The organism is Mesorhizobium sp. P2_F8, from assembly GCF_056403655.1.
The window spans coordinates 168,843-186,759 of sequence record NZ_JBFUFB010000010.1 but is presented as its reverse complement, the minus strand read 5'-3'; the positions used below and the strand labels follow the sequence as shown (position 1 = coordinate 186,759).

General features: G+C 61.5%; 20 protein-coding genes and 1 tRNA gene. 7 read left to right on the top strand and 14 right to left on the bottom strand.

The features are described from left to right. Window positions 1-27: 27 nt before the first annotated feature. From AC1DZP_RS24570 to AC1DZP_RS24550, 5 genes are all read right to left on the bottom strand, one after another. Entirely contained in the window at window positions 28-696 is a 669-nt protein-coding gene (locus AC1DZP_RS24570; protein WP_477306086.1) for a TIGR02117 family protein, read from the bottom strand. A 115-nt stretch (window positions 697-811) separates the two neighbouring features. Further along, complete coding sequence (locus AC1DZP_RS24565; RefSeq protein WP_184872215.1) at window positions 812-1,561, bottom strand: amino acid ABC transporter ATP-binding protein; 750 nt, start codon at window positions 1,559-1,561, stop codon at window positions 812-814. A gap of 79 nt (window positions 1,562-1,640) precedes the next feature. After that, window positions 1,641-2,798, bottom strand: coding sequence for an amino acid ABC transporter permease (locus tag AC1DZP_RS24560; protein WP_095086157.1), 1,158 nt, complete (start codon window positions 2,796-2,798; stop codon window positions 1,641-1,643). A gap of 4 nt (window positions 2,799-2,802) precedes the next feature. Beyond that, window positions 2,803-3,990 (bottom strand): amino acid ABC transporter permease, encoded by a 1,188-nt coding sequence (locus AC1DZP_RS24555; RefSeq protein WP_477305936.1) that lies wholly within the window; start codon window positions 3,988-3,990, stop codon window positions 2,803-2,805. A gap of 62 nt (window positions 3,991-4,052) precedes the next feature. Continuing rightward, window positions 4,053-5,081: an amino acid ABC transporter substrate-binding protein gene (locus tag AC1DZP_RS24550; protein ID WP_095086162.1), complete on the bottom strand. Its 1,029-nt coding sequence runs from the start codon at window positions 5,079-5,081 to the stop codon at window positions 4,053-4,055. Between AC1DZP_RS24550 and AC1DZP_RS24545 the strand changes: the two genes are divergently transcribed. Continuing rightward, window positions 5,080-5,427 (top strand): hypothetical protein, encoded by a 348-nt coding sequence (locus AC1DZP_RS24545; RefSeq protein ID WP_143748784.1) that lies wholly within the window; start codon window positions 5,080-5,082, stop codon window positions 5,425-5,427. The two genes, AC1DZP_RS24550 and AC1DZP_RS24545, sit on opposite strands and share 2 nt — an antisense overlap. A 76-nt stretch (window positions 5,428-5,503) precedes the next feature. On the opposite strand, the gene AC1DZP_RS24540 is transcribed toward AC1DZP_RS24545, so the two are convergent. Beyond that, entirely contained in the window at window positions 5,504-6,394 is an 891-nt protein-coding gene (locus tag AC1DZP_RS24540) for a DUF2182 domain-containing protein (protein ID WP_477305934.1), read from the bottom strand. 9 nt (window positions 6,395-6,403) lie between these two features. Continuing rightward, entirely contained in the window at window positions 6,404-7,039 is a 636-nt protein-coding gene (locus AC1DZP_RS24535) for a DUF1326 domain-containing protein (protein ID WP_477305932.1), read from the bottom strand. Between the two features lie 330 nt (window positions 7,040-7,369). On the opposite strand from AC1DZP_RS24535, the gene AC1DZP_RS24530 reads away from it, so the two are divergent. The 5 genes from AC1DZP_RS24530 (at window position 7,370) to AC1DZP_RS24510 (ending at window position 11,517) form a co-directional block, all read left to right on the top strand. Then, the gene (locus tag AC1DZP_RS24530) at window positions 7,370-8,539 is read left to right on the top strand and encodes a cystathionine beta-lyase (RefSeq protein WP_095086170.1); all 1,170 of its coding nucleotides are present in this window, start codon (window positions 7,370-7,372) and stop codon (window positions 8,537-8,539) included. Window positions 8,540-8,706: 167 nt separating this feature from the next. Continuing rightward, on the top strand, window positions 8,707-9,792 hold the full coding sequence (locus tag AC1DZP_RS24525) for an HPP family protein (protein WP_477305930.1): 1,086 nt from the start codon (window positions 8,707-8,709) through the stop codon (window positions 9,790-9,792). Between the two features lie 100 nt (window positions 9,793-9,892). Beyond that, on the top strand, window positions 9,893-10,567 hold the full coding sequence (locus AC1DZP_RS24520; RefSeq protein WP_477305928.1) for an RNA polymerase sigma factor: 675 nt from the start codon (window positions 9,893-9,895) through the stop codon (window positions 10,565-10,567). 105 nt (window positions 10,568-10,672) lie between these two features. Beyond that, on the top strand, window positions 10,673-11,197 hold the full coding sequence (locus AC1DZP_RS24515) for a DUF4142 domain-containing protein (RefSeq protein ID WP_477305927.1): 525 nt from the start codon (window positions 10,673-10,675) through the stop codon (window positions 11,195-11,197). Between the two features lie 11 nt (window positions 11,198-11,208). Continuing rightward, complete coding sequence (locus tag AC1DZP_RS24510; RefSeq protein ID WP_477305925.1) at window positions 11,209-11,517, top strand: cupredoxin domain-containing protein; 309 nt, start codon at window positions 11,209-11,211, stop codon at window positions 11,515-11,517. Here the strand turns inward: AC1DZP_RS24510 and AC1DZP_RS24505 are convergent. Further along, entirely contained in the window at window positions 11,463-12,359 is an 897-nt protein-coding gene (locus tag AC1DZP_RS24505) for a crotonase/enoyl-CoA hydratase family protein (RefSeq protein ID WP_477305923.1), read from the bottom strand. The two genes, AC1DZP_RS24510 and AC1DZP_RS24505, sit on opposite strands and share 55 nt — an antisense overlap. A gap of 87 nt (window positions 12,360-12,446) precedes the next feature. Here AC1DZP_RS24505 and AC1DZP_RS24500 point away from each other — a divergent pair, with 87 nt between their 5' ends. Beyond that, a complete protein-coding gene (locus AC1DZP_RS24500) occupies window positions 12,447-13,034 on the top strand; it encodes a TetR/AcrR family transcriptional regulator (RefSeq protein ID WP_477305921.1) in 588 nt (195 codons plus the stop codon). A gap of 98 nt (window positions 13,035-13,132) precedes the next feature. Here AC1DZP_RS24500 and AC1DZP_RS24495 read toward each other — a convergent pair whose 3' ends face one another. The 6 genes from AC1DZP_RS24495 to AC1DZP_RS24470 all read right to left on the bottom strand — a co-directional run bounded on the left by AC1DZP_RS24495 (window position 13,133) and on the right by AC1DZP_RS24470 (window position 17,822). Further along, window positions 13,133-14,359, bottom strand: coding sequence for an anion transporter (locus AC1DZP_RS24495; RefSeq protein ID WP_477226327.1), 1,227 nt, complete (start codon window positions 14,357-14,359; stop codon window positions 13,133-13,135). 120 nt (window positions 14,360-14,479) lie between these two features. Continuing rightward, window positions 14,480-15,367 carry a glycosyltransferase gene (locus AC1DZP_RS24490; protein WP_477305919.1) on the bottom strand — a complete coding sequence of 296 codons (888 nt, stop codon included), beginning with the start codon at window positions 15,365-15,367 and terminating at the stop codon, window positions 14,480-14,482. A gap of 320 nt (window positions 15,368-15,687) precedes the next feature. Continuing rightward, window positions 15,688-16,470 carry a GGDEF domain-containing protein gene (locus AC1DZP_RS24485; RefSeq protein WP_477226326.1) on the bottom strand — a complete coding sequence of 261 codons (783 nt, stop codon included), beginning with the start codon at window positions 16,468-16,470 and terminating at the stop codon, window positions 15,688-15,690. Window positions 16,471-16,648: 178 nt separating this feature from the next. After that, window positions 16,649-16,873 (bottom strand): hypothetical protein, encoded by a 225-nt coding sequence (locus tag AC1DZP_RS24480; RefSeq protein ID WP_095086203.1) that lies wholly within the window; start codon window positions 16,871-16,873, stop codon window positions 16,649-16,651. Between the two features lie 272 nt (window positions 16,874-17,145). Then, window positions 17,146-17,210 (bottom strand) — tRNA-Ser (locus AC1DZP_RS24475). Between the two features lie 252 nt (window positions 17,211-17,462). After that, window positions 17,463-17,822, bottom strand: coding sequence for a DUF7674 family protein (locus AC1DZP_RS24470; protein WP_457155689.1), 360 nt, complete (start codon window positions 17,820-17,822; stop codon window positions 17,463-17,465). Window positions 17,823-17,917: the final 95 nt, after the last annotated feature.

Sequence of the window (17,917 nt, the reverse complement as noted above, 5' to 3'; positions counted from 1 at the left end):
GCCCGGATGCCAGCCCGTTGAGCGGTGCTAATTGTAAAGCCGCAGCGACAGACCGAGCGAAGCCGGCAGCGCGTTCCACCAGCCGGTGCGCAAGCCGGCGGTGCGCAAAGCCGCCGCGGTCCAGGTGTTGCAGCCGACCAGCGCGTTGAAATGGCCGTTGGCTTCATAGAAGCGGTCGAAGCTGGAATAGGCCGCGCCCGGAACAAGAAGCGGGCCTTGCGGCCCCCGTTGGAAACTCGCATCGATGAAATCGAGCAGGGCCGCAAAACGCTCCTCGCCGATGTCGAAGCCGGCGACATCCGGATGCGGTTCGACTATGGCGCCAGCAACATCGACATGCATGACCGACGCGTCGAGGGTCAGTGCCTTCATCACCGGGACGGCCTTGAGTTCGGACCACGTCGGCGTCTCCAGGTAGAAGGCGCGACCGCCCCAGCCGAAGACGAAGTAGCGAACTTCCGGACCATCGGCTGGGATGCCGGCGTCGACCAGGAAATGGAACCGCTGGCGCACACTGTCGTCGACCGGGATGGCGATGTCGGTGTGGATCGGGTTGTTCAGCACCAGGATATGGCGCGTGTTGGCGGGATTGGCGACGGCCGGCGGCCACAGCGGCCGCGGCACCAGAGTGCCCAGCGTCACAGCAAGCGCAACGACGATCAGTAGCAGGCCTAGAAAACGTCCCAGCTTCTTCATGAATGGCGGCATTGCAAACGCACCCCGGCGCGACACGAGCCGCCCGCCTCCTGCTCATCCATACGCAAAAGAGCCCGGCACTGTTTCAGCCGGGCTCTTCCTGGTTGTCGAAAGCCTAGTGCAGGATCTGCGACAGGAACAGCTTTGTGCGCTCGTGGCGCGGATGATCGAAGAACTCGGCCGGCGTGTTCTGCTCGACGATCTGGCCCTGGTCCATGAAGATCACGCGGTTGGCGACCTTGCGGGCAAAGCCCATTTCGTGGGTGACGCACAGCATGGTCATGCCTTCTTCGGCAAGGCCGACCATCGTCTCCAGAACTTCCTTGATCATTTCCGGATCGAGCGCCGAGGTCGGCTCGTCGAACAGCATGATGCGCGGGTTCATGCACAGCGAACGGGCGATCGCCACGCGCTGCTGCTGGCCACCGGACAGCTGGCCCGGATATTTGTTGGCCTGTTCCGGGATCTTGACGCGCTTGAGGAAATGCATGGCGATTTCCTCAGCCTGCTTCTTCGGTGTCTTGCGCACCCAGATCGGCGCCAGCGTGCAGTTCTCCAGGATGGTCAGATGCGGGAACAGGTTGAAGTGCTGGAACACCATGCCGACCTCGCGGCGCACCTCGTCGATCTTCTTCAGATCGTTGGTCAGTTCCTTGCCGTCGACAATGATCTTGCCCTTCTGGTGCTCTTCCAGACGGTTGATGCAGCGGATCATCGTCGATTTGCCGGAGCCCGACGGGCCGCAGATGACGATGCGCTCGCCGCGCATCACTCTCAGGTTGATGTCCTTCAGCACATGGAACTCACCATACCATTTGTGCATGGCGACGATGTCGATGGCGACATCGGTGTCGGAGATGTGCATCTTGGCGGCGTTGACCTTGATCTCTTCCGCGCTGACAGCATTTTCGGTTGTCATGACAGGATCCCCTTGTTCTTTTTGTTTAGCGTTTGTGGCCGGTGTCGAGTCGGCGTTCAGTGTACATTGAATAGCGCGACATGCCGAAGCAGAACAGCCAGAAGACAAAGGCGGCGAAGATCAGACCCGACTTGGCGGTCTGCGCCGTCGCCCAGTTGGCGTCGGAGAAGTTCTGCTTGACGATGCCGAGCAGGTCGAACATCGAAATGATCGTGACCAGGCTGGTGTCCTTGAACATGCCGATGAAGGTGTTGACGATACCCGGGATGACCAGCTTCAGTGCCTGCGGCATGACGATGAAATACATCTTCTGCCAATAGCCAAGGCCAAGCGAATCGGCGCCTTCATACTGACCCTTGGGGATCGCCTGCAGGCCGCCGCGCACCACTTCAGCCATATAAGCGGCGGCAAACAGCGACACGCCGATCAGCGCACGCAGGTACTTGTCGAAGGTGACCCCCGGCGGCAGGAACAGCGGCAGCATGACGCTGGCCATGAACAGAACGGTGATCAGCGGAATGCCGCGTACGGCTTCGATGAAGATGACGCACAGCATCTTAACGATCGGCATCTTGGAGCGACGGCCAAGCGCCAGCACGATGCCAAGCGGCAACGACACGACGATGGCCACGAAGGACAACGACAGCGTCACCAGCAAGCCGCCCCAGCGCGCCGTTTCGACATGTTCCAGACCGAACGCGCCACCGACCAGCAGGAAGAACGACACAATCGGGAGACCGACGATCAGCAGCAGGGCGTTGAGACCCTTGCGCGGCACGCTTGGCATCAACATCGGCACCATGAGCACGACCAGCAATATGCCAACCAGGATCGGCCGCCAGCGCTCCTCGACCGGATAGGTGCCGAACATGATCTGGCCGAACTTGGCGTTGACGAAGGCCCAGCAGGCGCCGGACCAGCCATCCGGCTGGATACCGCCCTGCGCCACCGTGGCGCACACGGTCCGGTTAGGTCCCGTCCACACGGCGTTGATGAAGGCCCAGTTGATGATCTGCGGCAGGATCATCGCCACCAGCGCGAAACCGATGATGGTCAAAATGGTGTCGCCCGTCGACGCAATCAGGTTCTTGCGCACCCAGGCGCTGAAGCCTGTGACGCCGGCCGGCGCCGGCTGCGCCAGTGCCATTTCGGTGCGAACCCAGGACATATCATGTTCTTGCATGTCCTTACCTCTCCACCAGCGCCATTTTGGCGTTGAACCAGTTCATGAATAGCGAGGTCAGAAGGCTGATGGCCAGATAGATCACCATCATGATGACCACGCATTCGACCGCCTGGCCGGTCTGGTTGAGCACCGTGCCGGTGGTTGCCGTCAGGTCGGGATAGCCGATGGCGATGGCGAGTGAGGAATTCTTGGTCAGGTTGAGATATTGGCTGGCCAGCGGCGGAATGACGATGCGCATGGCCTGCGGCACAACCACCAGCCGCAACGCCTGGCCGGCACGCAGGCCAAGGGCTGACGAGGCCTCGCTCTGGCCCTTGGCAACACCGCGAATGCCGGCGCGCACGATCTCAGCGATGAAGGCGGCGGTATAGAAGGACAGCGCTAGATAGAGTGACAGGAATTCCGGCTTGACGACGAAGCCGCCAGTCAGGTTGAAAGTCGATTGCTTAGGAAAATCAAAGGTCACCGGGAAACCGCTCAGCACATAAGCGAGCAGCGGAAGCCCGATGATCAGCGCCAGCGACGTCCAGAACACCGGGAATTGCTGCCCGGTCGCCATCTGCCGCTGGTGCGCCTTGCGGGCGACGAACCACGCCATGGCGATGCCGACAAGCAGCCCCACCGGGATCAGCCAGGAGCCGTCGCCCCATACGGCGCGCGGAAAATAGAAGCCGCGCTGGTTGAGGAAGGATCCGAACGGCAGGCTGATGCTATCGCGGGGCGCCGGCAGCACGGCTAGCACGCCGGAATACCAGAAGAAGATGACCAGCAGCGGCGGAATGTTGCGGAACACCTCGACATAGACTGTGCAGATCTTCTGGATCAGCCAGTTCTGCGACAGCCGGCCAATGCCGACAATAAAACCAATTATGGTGGCGGTGATGATGCCGACAAACGCGACGATCAATGTGTTGATCAAGCCGACGATGATGGCCCGGCCATAGGTGGAGTCCGACGTATAGGCGATCGCCGTATCGGAAATGTCGAAGCCGGCGCGGCCTCTCAGAAAGGCGAAGCCGGAGGCAATGTGCAGGTTCGTCAGGTTCACGATGGTGTTGTGAACGATCCACCAGACCCCAGACACCAGCAAGGCGACGACCAGGCATTGATAGAAAATGCTGCGGACTTTTGGATCATTTATGAGAGAAGCGCGACTTGGCTCCTCGCGAAGAACTTCCTGCGATGCCATTCGACCGTCCCCTGAAAGAGAAACCGGAAGGCAGACGATCTGCCTTCCGGATCACATTTCGATCAGCGGATCGGTGGAGCGTATTGCAGGCCGCCCTTGGTCCATAGCGCGTTGATGCCGCGGGCGATCTTGAGCGGGCTCCCCGAGCCGACATTGCGGTCGAACATTTCGCCGTAGTTGCCGGTGGCCTTGACGATGTTGACGACCCAGTCATTTGAGACGCCAAGATCGGTGCCGATCTTGGTATCGGCTTCCTGGCCGAGCACGCGCTTGATCTCCGGGCTGGCGGAGTTCTTCATTTCGTCGACATTGGCCTTGGTGATGCCGAGCTCCTCGGCGTCGAGCAGCGCGAAATAGGTCCACTTGACGATGTGGTACCACTGGTCGTCGCCCTGGCGCACGGCCGGTCCGAGCGGCTCTTTCGAGATGATCTCGGGCAGCACGACGTGGTCGGCCGGCGCGCCCAGCGTCAGGCGAATACCATAAAGACCCGACTGATCGGTGGTGTAGACGTCGCAACGGCCGGCATCATAGGCGGCGTTGACCTCTTCCAGCTTCTCGAAGACGACCGGGTTGTACTCCATCTTGTTGGCCTTGAAATAGTCGGCGAGATTGAGCTCGGTGGTCGTGCCGCTCTGTACGCAGACAGCTGCACCGGAAAGCTGCAGCGCGGAATTGACGCCGGGCAGCTTCTTGGCGTTGATCATGAAGCCCTGGCCGTCATAGTAGGTGGTGCCGACGAAGTTCAGGCCAAGCGCCGTGTCGCGATTGATGGTCCAGGTGGTGTTGCGCGACAGGATGTCGACCTCGCCGGACTGCAGCGCGGTGAACCGCTCCTTGGCGCTGAGCGGCGTGAACTTGACCTTGGTGCCGTCACCAAAGACGGCGGCCGCGACTGCGCGGCAGAAATCCGCGTCGATACCTTGCCAGTCACCCTTGTCGTCCGGCGCCGAGAAGCCAGCCAGGCCGGTCGAGACACCGCACTGGATGAAGCCTTTCGCCTTGACGGTGTCGAGCGTCGTTGCCGAGGCGGCTGACGCCATCAACCCAAGCGTGGCGGCGCCAAGAATGCTGATAGCAATATGTTTCATGACCCACAGACCCTTTTCTCTGTTTTTCAGGCAAACCCTGATCTTTTCCCGTGTGAACGCAGCTCCCATTCCGGCCCATACCCGGAACCCCGCATCGCAACCGACGCGCCGCCTCCCATTCACGAATGGCATCGAAGGCGATAATTCCGGTGAGGTCAAGGAAAATGACCGAATTCCAAAGAGTTTGAAAACCAACGGCCGCAAATGCCTGAATTGCAGCCAAGAGCGTCCGAAAATTAGCAAGCCGCGCAAACAAAATCGGCAAGTCCGGTTGGCCGCGGATCCGGACCATGCCGGCGAAATCTGTCCCGCGGATTTACTACGCGCCACCAATATCCCGGAATGAATTGGAGTACCCAAAGACTAAATGCATGACGAGCAATCCGGTCGCATGGCATGCCGGAAACGGGAGAAGCGCATGCTCAGGATGCTTGGACGAGCAGCCAGACGCCGATTGCCGCCATCAGCGTGCCGGAGATGCGCGGGATCAACTGCCCGGTCGGGACGGTTTTTTCCAGGAGAATGAGGATAGCGATGCCGGCGATCCACAACACGTTCATGACGCCGCCGACGAACAGGAGCGCCATCAGCGCCCAGCAACAGCCGAGGCAATAGGCGCCATGAACGATCCCGAATCGAAGCGCACCAAGCGGATCGGAGCGGAACCCGCCATGACTGGCCAGAAATGCGATCGGTGCCTGGCATTGCTGCAGGCAGACGCCCTTCATCGGCGTCCATTGATAGAGGCCGGCCGCGATCAGGACGAGGCCGCCGAGAACCGTACTGTTGGTTGCCATCAACGGGCTCAGCAAGGCCTGACTGGCCAGCAGCCATTGCGCGCCGGTCGCGACCACGCTGAAGGCAACCCAGACGAGCAGATAGCCGGTGAAAAACCATGCAGTCGATGCGATGGGCCGCCCACCCGCACGCGCCTTGCGACCGACCCCGGCATAAAGCAGCACCATCGGCGCCACCGACGGCGTCATCATGCCAACCATCATCACGGCCCACATGGCGAAGATGAAAGCGAAATCAGCTGGCGCCCAGGCGCGGAAGCCGGGCGCCATCGTGGCGCCCATGTCCATGCCACCCCTGTCCATGCCCGGCATATCCATATTGCCCGCATCGGTGCCTGACATGTCCATGCCGGCCATATCGCCAACTGCGGCGCTCGGGGCGGCAGCATTCTGCATGGTCATGTCGGCCGCGAGCCACATCACATAGACCCATGCGAGCACGGCTATGATGACGAGCGCGGCCGTCACGACTGTGCGGTCGCGCCGCAGCACCGCCTCGAGAGCCGTGTCGATCATTGGATCAGCTCAATGCACGATGCCGCTTTGCGAGAGGTGCAAATTGGCGAAATGGCTGTGCGAGTCCGCCAGTTCGAACTTGATCGGGCCGGTCGCCTTGGTCCAGCCACGCCCGACCTCGGCAAGCGAATATTCGAAACCATGCGTGAGGTCGATGCGCACCCGATGCTCCGCACCGGTGACGGGATTCTTGATCGGCTCGCCGCGGCCCGAGGTTACGCCCGGCACGTGCAGGCGAGCGGCTCGGGCATCGATGTCAACTTCGAAGTCTATTGCCGCGAAGATCGGATCGTGGACCGTCTCCAATGTGGTCGAAAAGACCTGGAATATGGTCGCGCCGGGTTCGGTGTCCTCACCGCTGAGAATGCGAAGCAGCGCTCCGCGCTGCGCCTCGGTCGCCCGGTCGTCAATGACCACTGCCGCCTCACCCCTGCCGTGGTGAATTGCGCCGGGCCAGCGGAAGACACCGGCAAAGCGCAAGCCATCCAGCTTGGTGTCGCCGTGATAGCCGCTCTCGATTTCCACGCCGACCACCGCGCGGCAGAATCCGTTCGTCGGCAAGGCGTTGAACTGGCAGGGGCAGCCATAGGCGCAGTTGCAGTTGACGAACTCGCGCGCCTTGATCATCCACTTGACGTTCGTCATGGCATTCCTCCCCTTGGCTGCATTCACTGCTCTGCAAGCGAGATGCCCGGATCGCAGGGGATCAGGAGGTCAACCGGGAAGGATCATCCGGCAGCATCTGATCAAGGCAATCCGGGGCAAATATTAGAAATCAATCATATATCTTTCACGGCCGTCTTCAACAGACGATCGCCCAAGGGCGCAATGCGTTCGGACCGGGCAAGACTTGTGCGCCCCTTCACCAGACACGACTTGGTACATCCGAAGTCGGTTGCCTGGCGGGTGCAGGCCGGTTGCACGGCCAAAGCGGTCGCACTATGGCTAGCGCCTTGTCGAACAAGGCGAAGAAGAATGGCGAAAGACGGCGACCGACTGGGTATCAACACGCGGCTTACCCATTCGGGCAACAACCCGCATGACTATTTCGGTTTCGTCAATCCACCGGTGGTGCACGCCTCGACCGTTCTTTATCCCGACGCGGCGTCGATGGCTGCGCGCAGCCAGAAATACACTTATGGCACGCGTGGCACGCCAACGACCGATGCCCTTGCCCATGCCATAGATGCACTGGAGGGGTCGGCCGGCACGATCGTGGTGCCATCGGGCCTTGCGGCGGTGACCGTACCGCTGCTCGCCTTCGTCTCGGCGGGCGACCATCTGCTGATCGTCGATTCCGTCTATCACCCGACGCGCAACTTCGCCGACACCATGCTGAAGCGACTGGGCGTCGAGGTCGAGTACTACGCCCCCGATGTCGGCGCCGGCATCGCGGCGTTGATCAAGCCCAACACCAAGGTGGTGTTCACGGAATCGCCAGCGTCCAACACGTTCGAGCTGCAAGACATCCCGGCCATCGTCAAGGCGGCTCACGCCGCAGGCGCCATCGTCATGATGGACAATACCTGGGCGACGCCGCTGTATTTCCGCCCGCTCGACCACGGCGTCGACATCTCGATCCACGCGGCGACGAAATATCCGGCGGGCCATTCCGACGTGCTGCTTGGCACGGTCTCGGCCAACGAAGGCTGCTGGAAGCATCTTTACGAAAGCTTCTGCACGCTTGGCTGCTGCGCCGGGCCCGACGATGTCTACCAAGTGCTGCGCGGCCTGCGCACGATGGGCGTGCGCCTCGAGCACCATCAGCGCAGCGCGCTCGCCATCGCCTCCTGGCTCGAGGGCCAGAAGGGCGTGGCGCGCGTGCTCCACCCTGCCCTTCCCAGTCATCCGGACCACGGCCTGTGGAAGCGCGACTTCTCCGGCTCGAGCGGCATCTTTTCCATCGTGCTTGCCGGCGGCGGCCAGAAGCAGCAGCACGCCTTTCTCGACGCGCTGCAGATCTTCGGCCTCGGCTATTCCTGGGGCGGCTATGAGAGCCTTGCGGTGCCGGTCTGGCTCGCCGACCGCGTTGTCGCAAAGGGCCCGTATGAAGGCCCGTTGATCCGCCTCCAAATCGGCCTCGAGGATGTCGACGACCTGAAGGCCGACATTCTGCGTGGCCTGACCGCCGCGGCTTCTGCCTGAGCGATCGGGGCACCGCCCAACTGATTCGGCAAATCACGGAATTCTATTTCTCAAAGCTGCGCCTTTGCGGATCAATTTGGCTTTCAAATCCGACAATGCCGCGTCATTGCGGTGCGATCATCTGGTTTCGACTTCCCTCTGGCATACCGGCAGAGTTTCCGACTCCCATGGCCTTTCGCCTTTTTGTTCCGATTCTTGCCGGCGCGACGCTGCGCGAGCGCATCATCGCCTGCATCGGCGCGACGATCGGCATTGCACTGACCGGCGCGATCGGCGGTCTGGTGCTCGGCAACGGCCCGCACGTGCCGCTGCTGGTGGCGCCGATGGGAGCCTCGGCCGTGCTCCTGTTCGCGGTGCCGGCCAGCCCGTTGGCGCAGCCATGGTCGATCGTCGGCGGCAACACGATATCGGCCCTGGTCGGCGTGATCGTTGCGCATTTCATCCACGAAACCGCCCTTGCCACCGGCATTGCGGTGGCGCTTGCCATCGCCGCCATGTCGTTCACGCGCTGCCTGCATCCGCCAGGCGGAGCGGCCGCCCTGACGGCAGTGTTGGGAGGGCCTGCCGTCGTCAGCGCCGGCTTCCTGTTTCCATTCGTGCCGGTCGCACTGAACTCGCTTCTGCTGGTGGCGCTGGGCTACGGCTTCCACAAGCTGGCCCGTCGCAATTACCCGCACGTGCCGATTCCCCCGACGAACAGCCATGGCACCGTCGATCCGCCGGCGCAGTTGCGCGTCGGCTTCCAGCCCGAAGACATCGATGCCGCGCTTGGCGCGCTCGACGAGACGTTCGATATCGATCGCAACGATCTCGACCGGCTGCTGCGGCAAGTCGAATTGCAGGCGATGGTGCGCGCGCACCAGAGCCTGCTGTGCGAGGATATCATGTCGCGCGATGTGATCTCGGTCGACGAATACACGTCCACCGAGGCAGCGCGCCATTTGCTGCTTGACCACAACATCCGTACCTTGCCGGTCGTCAACGCAGAGGCAAGACTGGCAGGCACCGTGGGATTGCGAGAACTGGCGTTGGCCTCGGGAACGGTCGGATCCGTGATATCGCCGGCAGCGACAGCCGCCGCCGATTTCGCCGCCATGGGTCTGCTGCCGGTACTCACCGACGGCCGCAGCCATGCGGTCATCGTCGTCGACGACGACAAGCGCATTCTCGGGCTGATCACACAGACCGATCTGCTGGCGGCCGCCGCGCGTCTGCAGGCTGCTGACAAGTCCTCGCCGGAAGCGGTACGATAGCCACGCCGGACCCGGCAAAAATAGTCGGGAACCTTTTGCCGGCAATGCCATCCAATCTCTCAATCGGGTTCGGTCCGGGATTGGGTTTGAGGAACTGGCCATGCCTGCTGTCTTGACGGCCATGCCTTCTGTCGCTTCAGGCGACATGCAGCTCGTGCGCCGCGCCTTGGCGCGCGAGGGCGACGCTTTCCGCACCATCATCAAGATGCACAACCAGCGGCTCTACCGCATCGCCCGCGGCGTGGTGCGCAATGACAGCGAGGCCGAGGACATCGTGCAGGAGGCCTATGTCAGGGCCTTCGCCCATCTCGATGCGTTTCGCGGCGACTCCTCGCTTGCCACATGGTTGTCGCGCATCGTCATCAACGAGGCGCTCGGCCGACTGCGCAAACGACGCAGGACGGTGGCAATGCCGGAAAATCCGCAAGCCGAGATCATCCGGTTCCCCCTCAACCCCAGCGACGATCCGGAACGGACGATGGCGCAACGGCAGATCCTCCAGCTGGTCGAACGGGCCACCGACAGCCTTCCCGATGTCTACCGGACTGTGTTCGTGGCGCGGGTGATCGAGGGGCTGAGCATTGAAGAGACCGCCGATCTCCTCGGCGTCCGGCCACAAACCGTCAAGACAAGACTGCACCGCGCCCGCACCCTCGTACGCAAGGCACTGGACGACCAGATCGGGCCGGTGCTGCTCGATGCGTTCCCCTTCGCCGGCCGACGTTGCGAAAGGCTGACCAGCGCCGTGATGCGGCGGCTCGGCCTGGAAAGCTGACCTTTCGCCGATTCCTTGGGAACCTTTGCCGCGGTCCCGCATCCAATGACCGTCAACCGAGAAACACTGACCGGCGCGATTTCCGCTCCGGGCGAAGGAGATGCCATGCCTATCCGACACACCGCTGCCCTGGCCGCCATGCTGCTGCTTGGCACTGCCCCGTTCGCGCAAGCGGCCGACAAGCCGACCGACCCACAAATCGCCCACATCGCCTACACGGCCGGGGTCATCGACGTTGAAGCCGCCAAGCTGGCGATCGCGAAATCGAAGAACAAGGACGTCGTCGAATTCGCCAACGACATGGTGCGCGACCACGAAGCCGTGAACGTGCAGGCGCTCGACCTGGTCAAGAAGCTCAAGGTGACGCCTGAAGACAACGCCACCAGCCAGGCGCTGAGCAAGGCGGCCGCCGAAGAAAGGGCCAAGCTTGCCAAGCTCGAGGGTGCCGCCTTCGACAAGGCCTATGTCGACAACGAGGTCGCCTACCACAAGCAGGTCAACGGCGCTCTCGAAACGCTGCTCATCCCGTCGGCCAGCAATGCCGAACTGAAGAGCCTGCTGGAGACCGGCCTGAAGATCTTCCAGGGCCATGAGCAGCACGCTGAACATGTCGCCGGCATGCTGAAGTAAGGACAGGAAGCATGTCGAAACGCCATCTGTGGATCGCGCTGACGCTGGCCATCGGCATCGTGCCGGCACAGGCTGAAACCATCCAGGTCACCATCGACAAGCTGGTGTTCTCGCCAGCCACCGTCGAGGCCAAGGTCGGAGACACGATCGAGTGGGTGAACAAGGACGTGTTCGCCCACACGGCGACCGTCAAGGGCAGCTGGGAGGTAACGATCCCGCCGAAAAAGTCCGCGAGCCTCACCCTGCAGAAGGCTGAGACGGTCGATTATTTCTGCCGTTTCCACCCCAACATGAAAGGCCGTTTGGTGGTGGCGCCCTGATCCAGTGCCAACGAGGCCCGCCTGGCCTCGTCAGGCCGAGCGATGTGCGTCCATGAGCCGTCATAACGGGGCTCGCGGCGTGTCAGCCAGGCATCCAGCGCTTCGCGCAGGTCGGCGGTCGGAGCCATGCGGGCAAACTGCTCGGCTTCGACCTGCAGGCCTTCCGCGATGCTCAGGTTGAGGCCGCGCGCCACCGCTGTGAGGATACTGGCGATCGCAAGATCGGAGTGCCGCAGGATACGCTTGGCGAAGCCCATTGCGGCCGGCATCAGATCGCCATGCGGCACCACCTGGTTGACGAGGCCAAGTTCAAGGGCGCGCTGCGGTGGAAACCAATCGCCGGTCAAGAGCAGTTCGAGCGCCCGCTTGCGCCCGGCGAGCCTGGGCAGGCGCTGCGTTCCGCCAAAGGTCGGCGGCATGGCAAGATTGATTTCCGGCTTGGCGAACAGGGCGCGTTCGCTGGCGATGGCCAGCGGCACGGCCTCGGTGATTTCGCAGCCGCCGCCAAAGGCAATGCCGTTGACGGCGGCGATGACGGGTTTGCGGAATGCTTCCAGCCTTGCCGTCAGCCGCTGCCCGCGCATCACAAAGTCACGCATCGCGACATCGACGCCAAGCGCCACACTGGCCGAGAATTCGTGGATGTCGCCACCCGCCGAAAACGCCCGCTCCCCTGCTCCGGTAAGAATGACCGCCCGAACGCCGGCATCGACTTCAATGTCGTCGAGGACCGCGAGCAGGCGATCGACCAAGGCATAGTTCAACGCGTTGAGCTTCTCCGGCCGGTTGAGGGTGAGGATGGCAATCCCATCCCTGGTTTCGTTGAGGACAAGATCGGTCATTTGGCTTCCTTCTCCAGCGTACCCATGGCTGGGAAGGTTACGCCCTTCGTCGCTTGTGTATATTCACTAGTCGGTATACATAAGCGAATGCCTGAAGCGCAAAGCCCCACCCGCAAACGCATTGTCGATGCCGCGACAAGACTGTTTTACGCGGAAGGAATCGGCCGCGTCAGCGTCGATGCCGTTGCCGAGGAAGCCGGGCTCACCAAGCGGACGCTTTATTATCACTTCAAGAGCAAGGACGACCTGATCGCCGCCTATCTCGATGGCCGCGACCAACCCAATCTGAAGCGGATGGCCGGCTGGTTCGATGCCGCCGAAGGCGGAGCGGATCGCAAGGTCGAGGCGATCTTCGCCAATCTGGCGAAGGCCGCACACCATCCGAAATGGAAAGGATGCGGCTTCCTGCGCACGGCCGCGGAACTCGCCTCGATGCCTGGACACCCGGCGATCAAGGTCGGGTCGCGGCATAAATCAAATTTTGAGACGTGGCTGGCCGGTGCGTTGTCCGTCCGGGGAGTCGAGGAGCCGCAAGCCTTGGCACGCGAGATCGTGCTCCTGATAGATGGCTGCTTTTCGATCATGCTGATCCACCGCAATCCCGATTACATCGAGACAGCAGGCCGCGCCGCGGCGACGCTTGTCCGGGCCCGGATTGCAAGCAACCAGGTCTAAAGCGCGTCGCGTTTGAACGGATTCAGGCAACGCGCCTTAGGTCTTTGTTTTGATGCACGTCGTTCTCCCAAAACCGGGCCACTTTTGGGCGACATGCATTAGAATCCAAACGCCAGCCATGCCGTGCCGACCACCAGCGTTATCAATGTCAGCGGCAAGCCGACCTTGAAGAAAGCGCCGAACGACAACTGCGTGCCGGCGGTCCTTGCCTGCTCGGCGACAATCAGGTTGGCGACCGAACCGAGCAGCGTGAAGTTGCCGGCCAGCGTCGAGCTCATGGCGACCACCAGCCAGGCACGTTCGGGATTTTCAAGGCCGGGTATGAAGGGCCGCAGCGCCAGCACGGCCGGGACATTGCTCATGATGTTGGAGAGCACCGCGGTGAAGCCGGACAGGCGCCAGACATCGTCCAGCCCAAGGTTCTTTGCCGAGGCGATCATGTCTGGCGTCAGCAGCGTCTTTTCCGCGCCGGCAACGACCACGAACAGACCGGCGAACATGAACAGCAGCGGCCCGTCGATCTCGCGGTAGATGCGTTCCGGTTTGATGGCACGGGTGAGCAAGAGGATGGCACCGCCAATGAGTGCCGCCTTGGCGACGGGCACGCCGGCGAAGAAGGCGATGGCCAATCCGATGCAGACCACCACCGCCTTCAGGACCTGTCCCTTGTGCATGCGGCCACGCGAGACTTCTGGGGTCAATTGGGCCGTGCGGGCGAATTCGGCCCTGTAGACGATGCGTATGATGACAATGACCGCGACCAGGCCAAACAGGGCGACCGGAGCAAGGGCCGCTGAGAAGGCAGGATAGGAAATGCCCGACAGCGCGCCGATCACCATGTTTTGCGGATTGCCGGTGATGGTGGCGACGCTGCCGCAATTCGACGCGGTGGCGGTGGCGATCAGATAGGGGATGGGGTTGCGCTTGATGACGCGGGTGACGTGGACCACGATCGGCGCCATGACCAGGCAGATGGCATCGTTGACCAGGAAGGCCGACAGCACGCCGGTCAGCAGCGTCACCATGACCAGGAGCATGAAAGGCGCGTGTGCATGCTCGATGGCGACGGCGCCAAGACCGCGAAAGGCGCCGGAAACCTTCAGATGCGCCACCACAATCATCATGCCGAGCAGCAGCGTGATGGTGTCGAAATTGATCGCGCGGTAGGCATCTTCCATGCTCAGCGCGCCGACGGCGATCATCGCGGCCCCGCCGAGCAGCGCGATCCCTGCCCGGTCGAGGCGCAGGCCCGGGATGCGGCCAATGGCGACACCAGCGTAAGTCAGGATCAGGATCAGCAGTGCCGCCGCGCCCATCAATGTCATCGGTAAGAAGTCCCTGCTCAGTCTATGGCGCGCCGCTGCCCGTCCGCCCGATGGTTCGTTTGCATGCCAGCTTTAGCGCGATGCCGAGGGTGTCCGCAAAGCCCAGGGGACGATGTGCCGCTAATGCAGATAGAAATCCAGCCGCCGTCGAAGCGCCTGCGAAGAAAACAGCTGCTCAACGGTCCGCCGCGCCTCGCGACCCACCGTCGCCCGCAGCTCCGGATCGGCTTTGAGGTCGGCCAGGATCTGCCGCGCCTGTTGCGTCGTCTCGAACAGGAAACCGTTTTCGCCATGCCTGATATGGTCGGCATAGCCGCCATGCGAATGGCAGACCACAGGCAAACCACAGGCCATCGCTTCGAACACCACCCGGCCGAACGTCTCCACATGCGAGCCGGTGCGATAGTAGAACACGTCGAGCGTCGGCAGGAACTCTTCGGCCGCAAACCGGCCTTGCGGAAGGAGTTCGAGTTGTGGATGCGGTTTGAGCCTGTCCTTGAGCGGCATCCCGCCCTGAATCCGCAACGCGGCGCCATCCGCCAGCAATGCTTCGTAAAGCGGCACATCGTCCGCATGATGTTTGTCCGGGGTGTCGCGGCTCAATCGTCCCAGCGTGAACGGACGACCGGGCTTGACCGGTTTTGGTGAAAAACGTTCGATATCGATCGGCGACGGATGCACGACGCCATCGACCCGCAGCATGCGCTTTTGAAAATCGGAAATCAGCACCAGTTCGGCGTCGGGCCAGTTGAGCCTACGGGGCATACGCGTCGTCAGCGCGATGACCTTCGGGTGAAAGGTATTGAAGACATAGATCAGCCGGCGCGGTCGCGGAATCAGATAGGGCCACATTTTGTTGCGCCAATGCGTGCCGAGGAAGACGTAGGTACCGCCATCCGGCACATTCCACCTTGGCAGCGAGATGCGGCGAATTGGAAATTGTCGCATCAACTCGCCGGACACCCTGGAGGACGTTGCCCACAGACGCACATCCGAGTCGGCGCTCAACAGCCGGTACAGTTCCAGKGTTTCGAGGTCACTGCCGCCAAAACGGTTCTGAAAGCCATTGAACAGATGAATCATAGTTGCCGCGCTGATCTTGCCTGAACCGTCCCGCCATTCGTTCGCCGGCATTGAGAAAGGCGGTGACTGGACGGACCGGACGCTTGGAGAACTCAGGAAAGCAGTAACGTCTTCTAGCGCGATGTCAGCAAAGCGAAAGCACCGCCGCGCGACGCTTACTCAAATCAGCGTGCTGTGCCCGAGCTTTTTCGTGCCCAACCGTGACAGGACGCGACGGTTCAAGCTTGCGATGACCACGCTTGCTGTCAATGCACGATGGCGCCGCTGGGCACCAGGGAAGCCCCTGACGGATCGAAGCTGACTTGATCGCGCCCGTTCGATTTGGCCGCGTAAAGCCGCCTGTCGGCAGCCACGAAAATCTCTTCGAAGGTTGTCGGCCCGGTAAAGCTTGTGCCGCCGATGCTGACGGACAATGGGCATGGCCGCCCGCCCGGAGAGAAGTCCATCTCACGGATGCGCCGGCGAATGCTTTCGGCAACCACCCATGAATGCGAGGGATCGACGCCAGGCAGAAATACGCCGAACTCTTCGCCACCGATGCGGCCAACGATGTCGCCGCCGCGCAGCTGGCCTTTGATCGCCTGCGCGATCAGCTTGAGCGCCTGGTCTCCGCAGTCATGTCCGTGCCGGTCGTTGATCGACTTGAAATGGTCAGCATCGATGATCAGCAGCGCCCCAGAATGGGCCTGCTCCTGCTTGCGGGTCTGCTCGAGATAGGCTTCGACCAGCATCGAGAAGGCGCCGCGGTTCAGCACCGCCGTCAGGCTGTCGGTCGCGGCAACGATGCTGAGATCACGCTGGGCGATGGCCAGCTGGCGGATCTTCCACATCAGGAAAAACAGAAATGAGCCGCCCAGCACCAAAGGCAACATCAGATCGGTCAGTTGCGCCCGCCACAGTGCCTCGGGTGAAAGATAGGGGAAATTGAAGGAATCAACAAAGAACGCCACGGCGATGAAGAATGCCGTACCGGCTGCCGTAACAGCGATAACCCTGCCCCAGCTCGTCGGCGACAGATCGAGCCTCATCGCGTTCCACTCCGTTAGCCGCGGCTACTATGACGCAGCAACGCAAACAAATTGATAAGACTTTCCTTCCAATTCGATACCGGCAGACACGACAACGCAACGGCCACCGACGGCAGCCGTGCTCGCTCCCGCGGTGAAAACCGTCGCTCTGCTGGACTTCGTGCAGGACTCCTGAATGTCAGCGGTTGGGCGCTGGTCCACCCAGCGCCTCGGCAACGAACGATGCCGCGATCAAGTCGTCGGCATCCAGTCGTAGGGAGCCGTCGCCTGCCCCCATGATGGCGGCGACCTTGTGAAACGTTTTCATCTCATGGTCGGAAATTTCGGCATCCTGCATTCTGGCCTTGAGTTCAGCGATACGCCGCCCCAACGCGGGGGACGTTCCAATCTCACGTTTCGACATAACCTGGCTTCTCCTCCCCCAACCCGCGCTTGTTTTACCCCACCCCATTCGTCGGCCCACACATTGCCTTTTTATGAGGCACCGCGAATACAAGGCCCCGAACGCGTGGTGGGAGCTATGGTTCCAACCCCGCTGGATCACGAAATAATTCCGGATCGCTGCGCCGAACCCAGGCACAACTCCTTGTTGCACAAGGTGGTGGCGCTGGCAGTCGCGAGATGGCAGATTTAGCGGCCCTGATCAGGATAAACGGTACAAGCCTTTGAAATTATTGGCGATCCCGACAGGATTCGAACCTGTGACCATCGGCTTAGAAGGCCGGTTTTGTACCGCTTCCCTTTGCTGACAAAAAGCGTGCCGCAATATCTGTAACAGTTACGTACTTTCTCGGCTCACCATTGCCGGCGCTAGTGTAGCGGCATGAGGGGCGAACTGTATTTCTGGCTAGGTCTCGCGTGTGGCGTCGGCGTCATCGCGATGTTGTTGTTGTTGCTCGCGATGCTTAGCTTCGGTTTCGGCTTATACGCCGTTCCCGCTTAGTCGGCTATGTCTCGCAGCGATGGGTAGTGTCTCAGTTTGAAATTTGGGGCTAGAGGCCCGCAGTTGTCGATCCATAAAAGCGGTCCATGCCTCTGCAATATTCTTTAGAGGCTGGCCCCAGAAACTCGACAATCGTAGCGAAATCGAAGTCACCCCGGTCAGCGGCGTTCTGTAAGGCCTCAAGAAAGGTAGCAATGTCAGCATTGTCTTTGGCCGAGCTCTCTCGCAAGCCCTCTTCGCACAATTGGAAAACGCCTTTGACAACGTTCTCTGGGGTCTTCCCCAGATTCGATATCAAGGTCTCCGCCAATTCTGCGGCGGCAATTGTTGATGGAAATGCAGAGGGGGCCCATTGAGCGGCGAAGTCGCGGAGCGTATGGCGCAACTCTGGTGTCTGATCGGCGATCATATCTATGTATTTCCGACTGGACATGCCCGCTCGTCAGTTCTCCAAAGCTTTCTATATGGGCGTGCCACCCTGGCTTCGGCGCGACGGCGTCCATC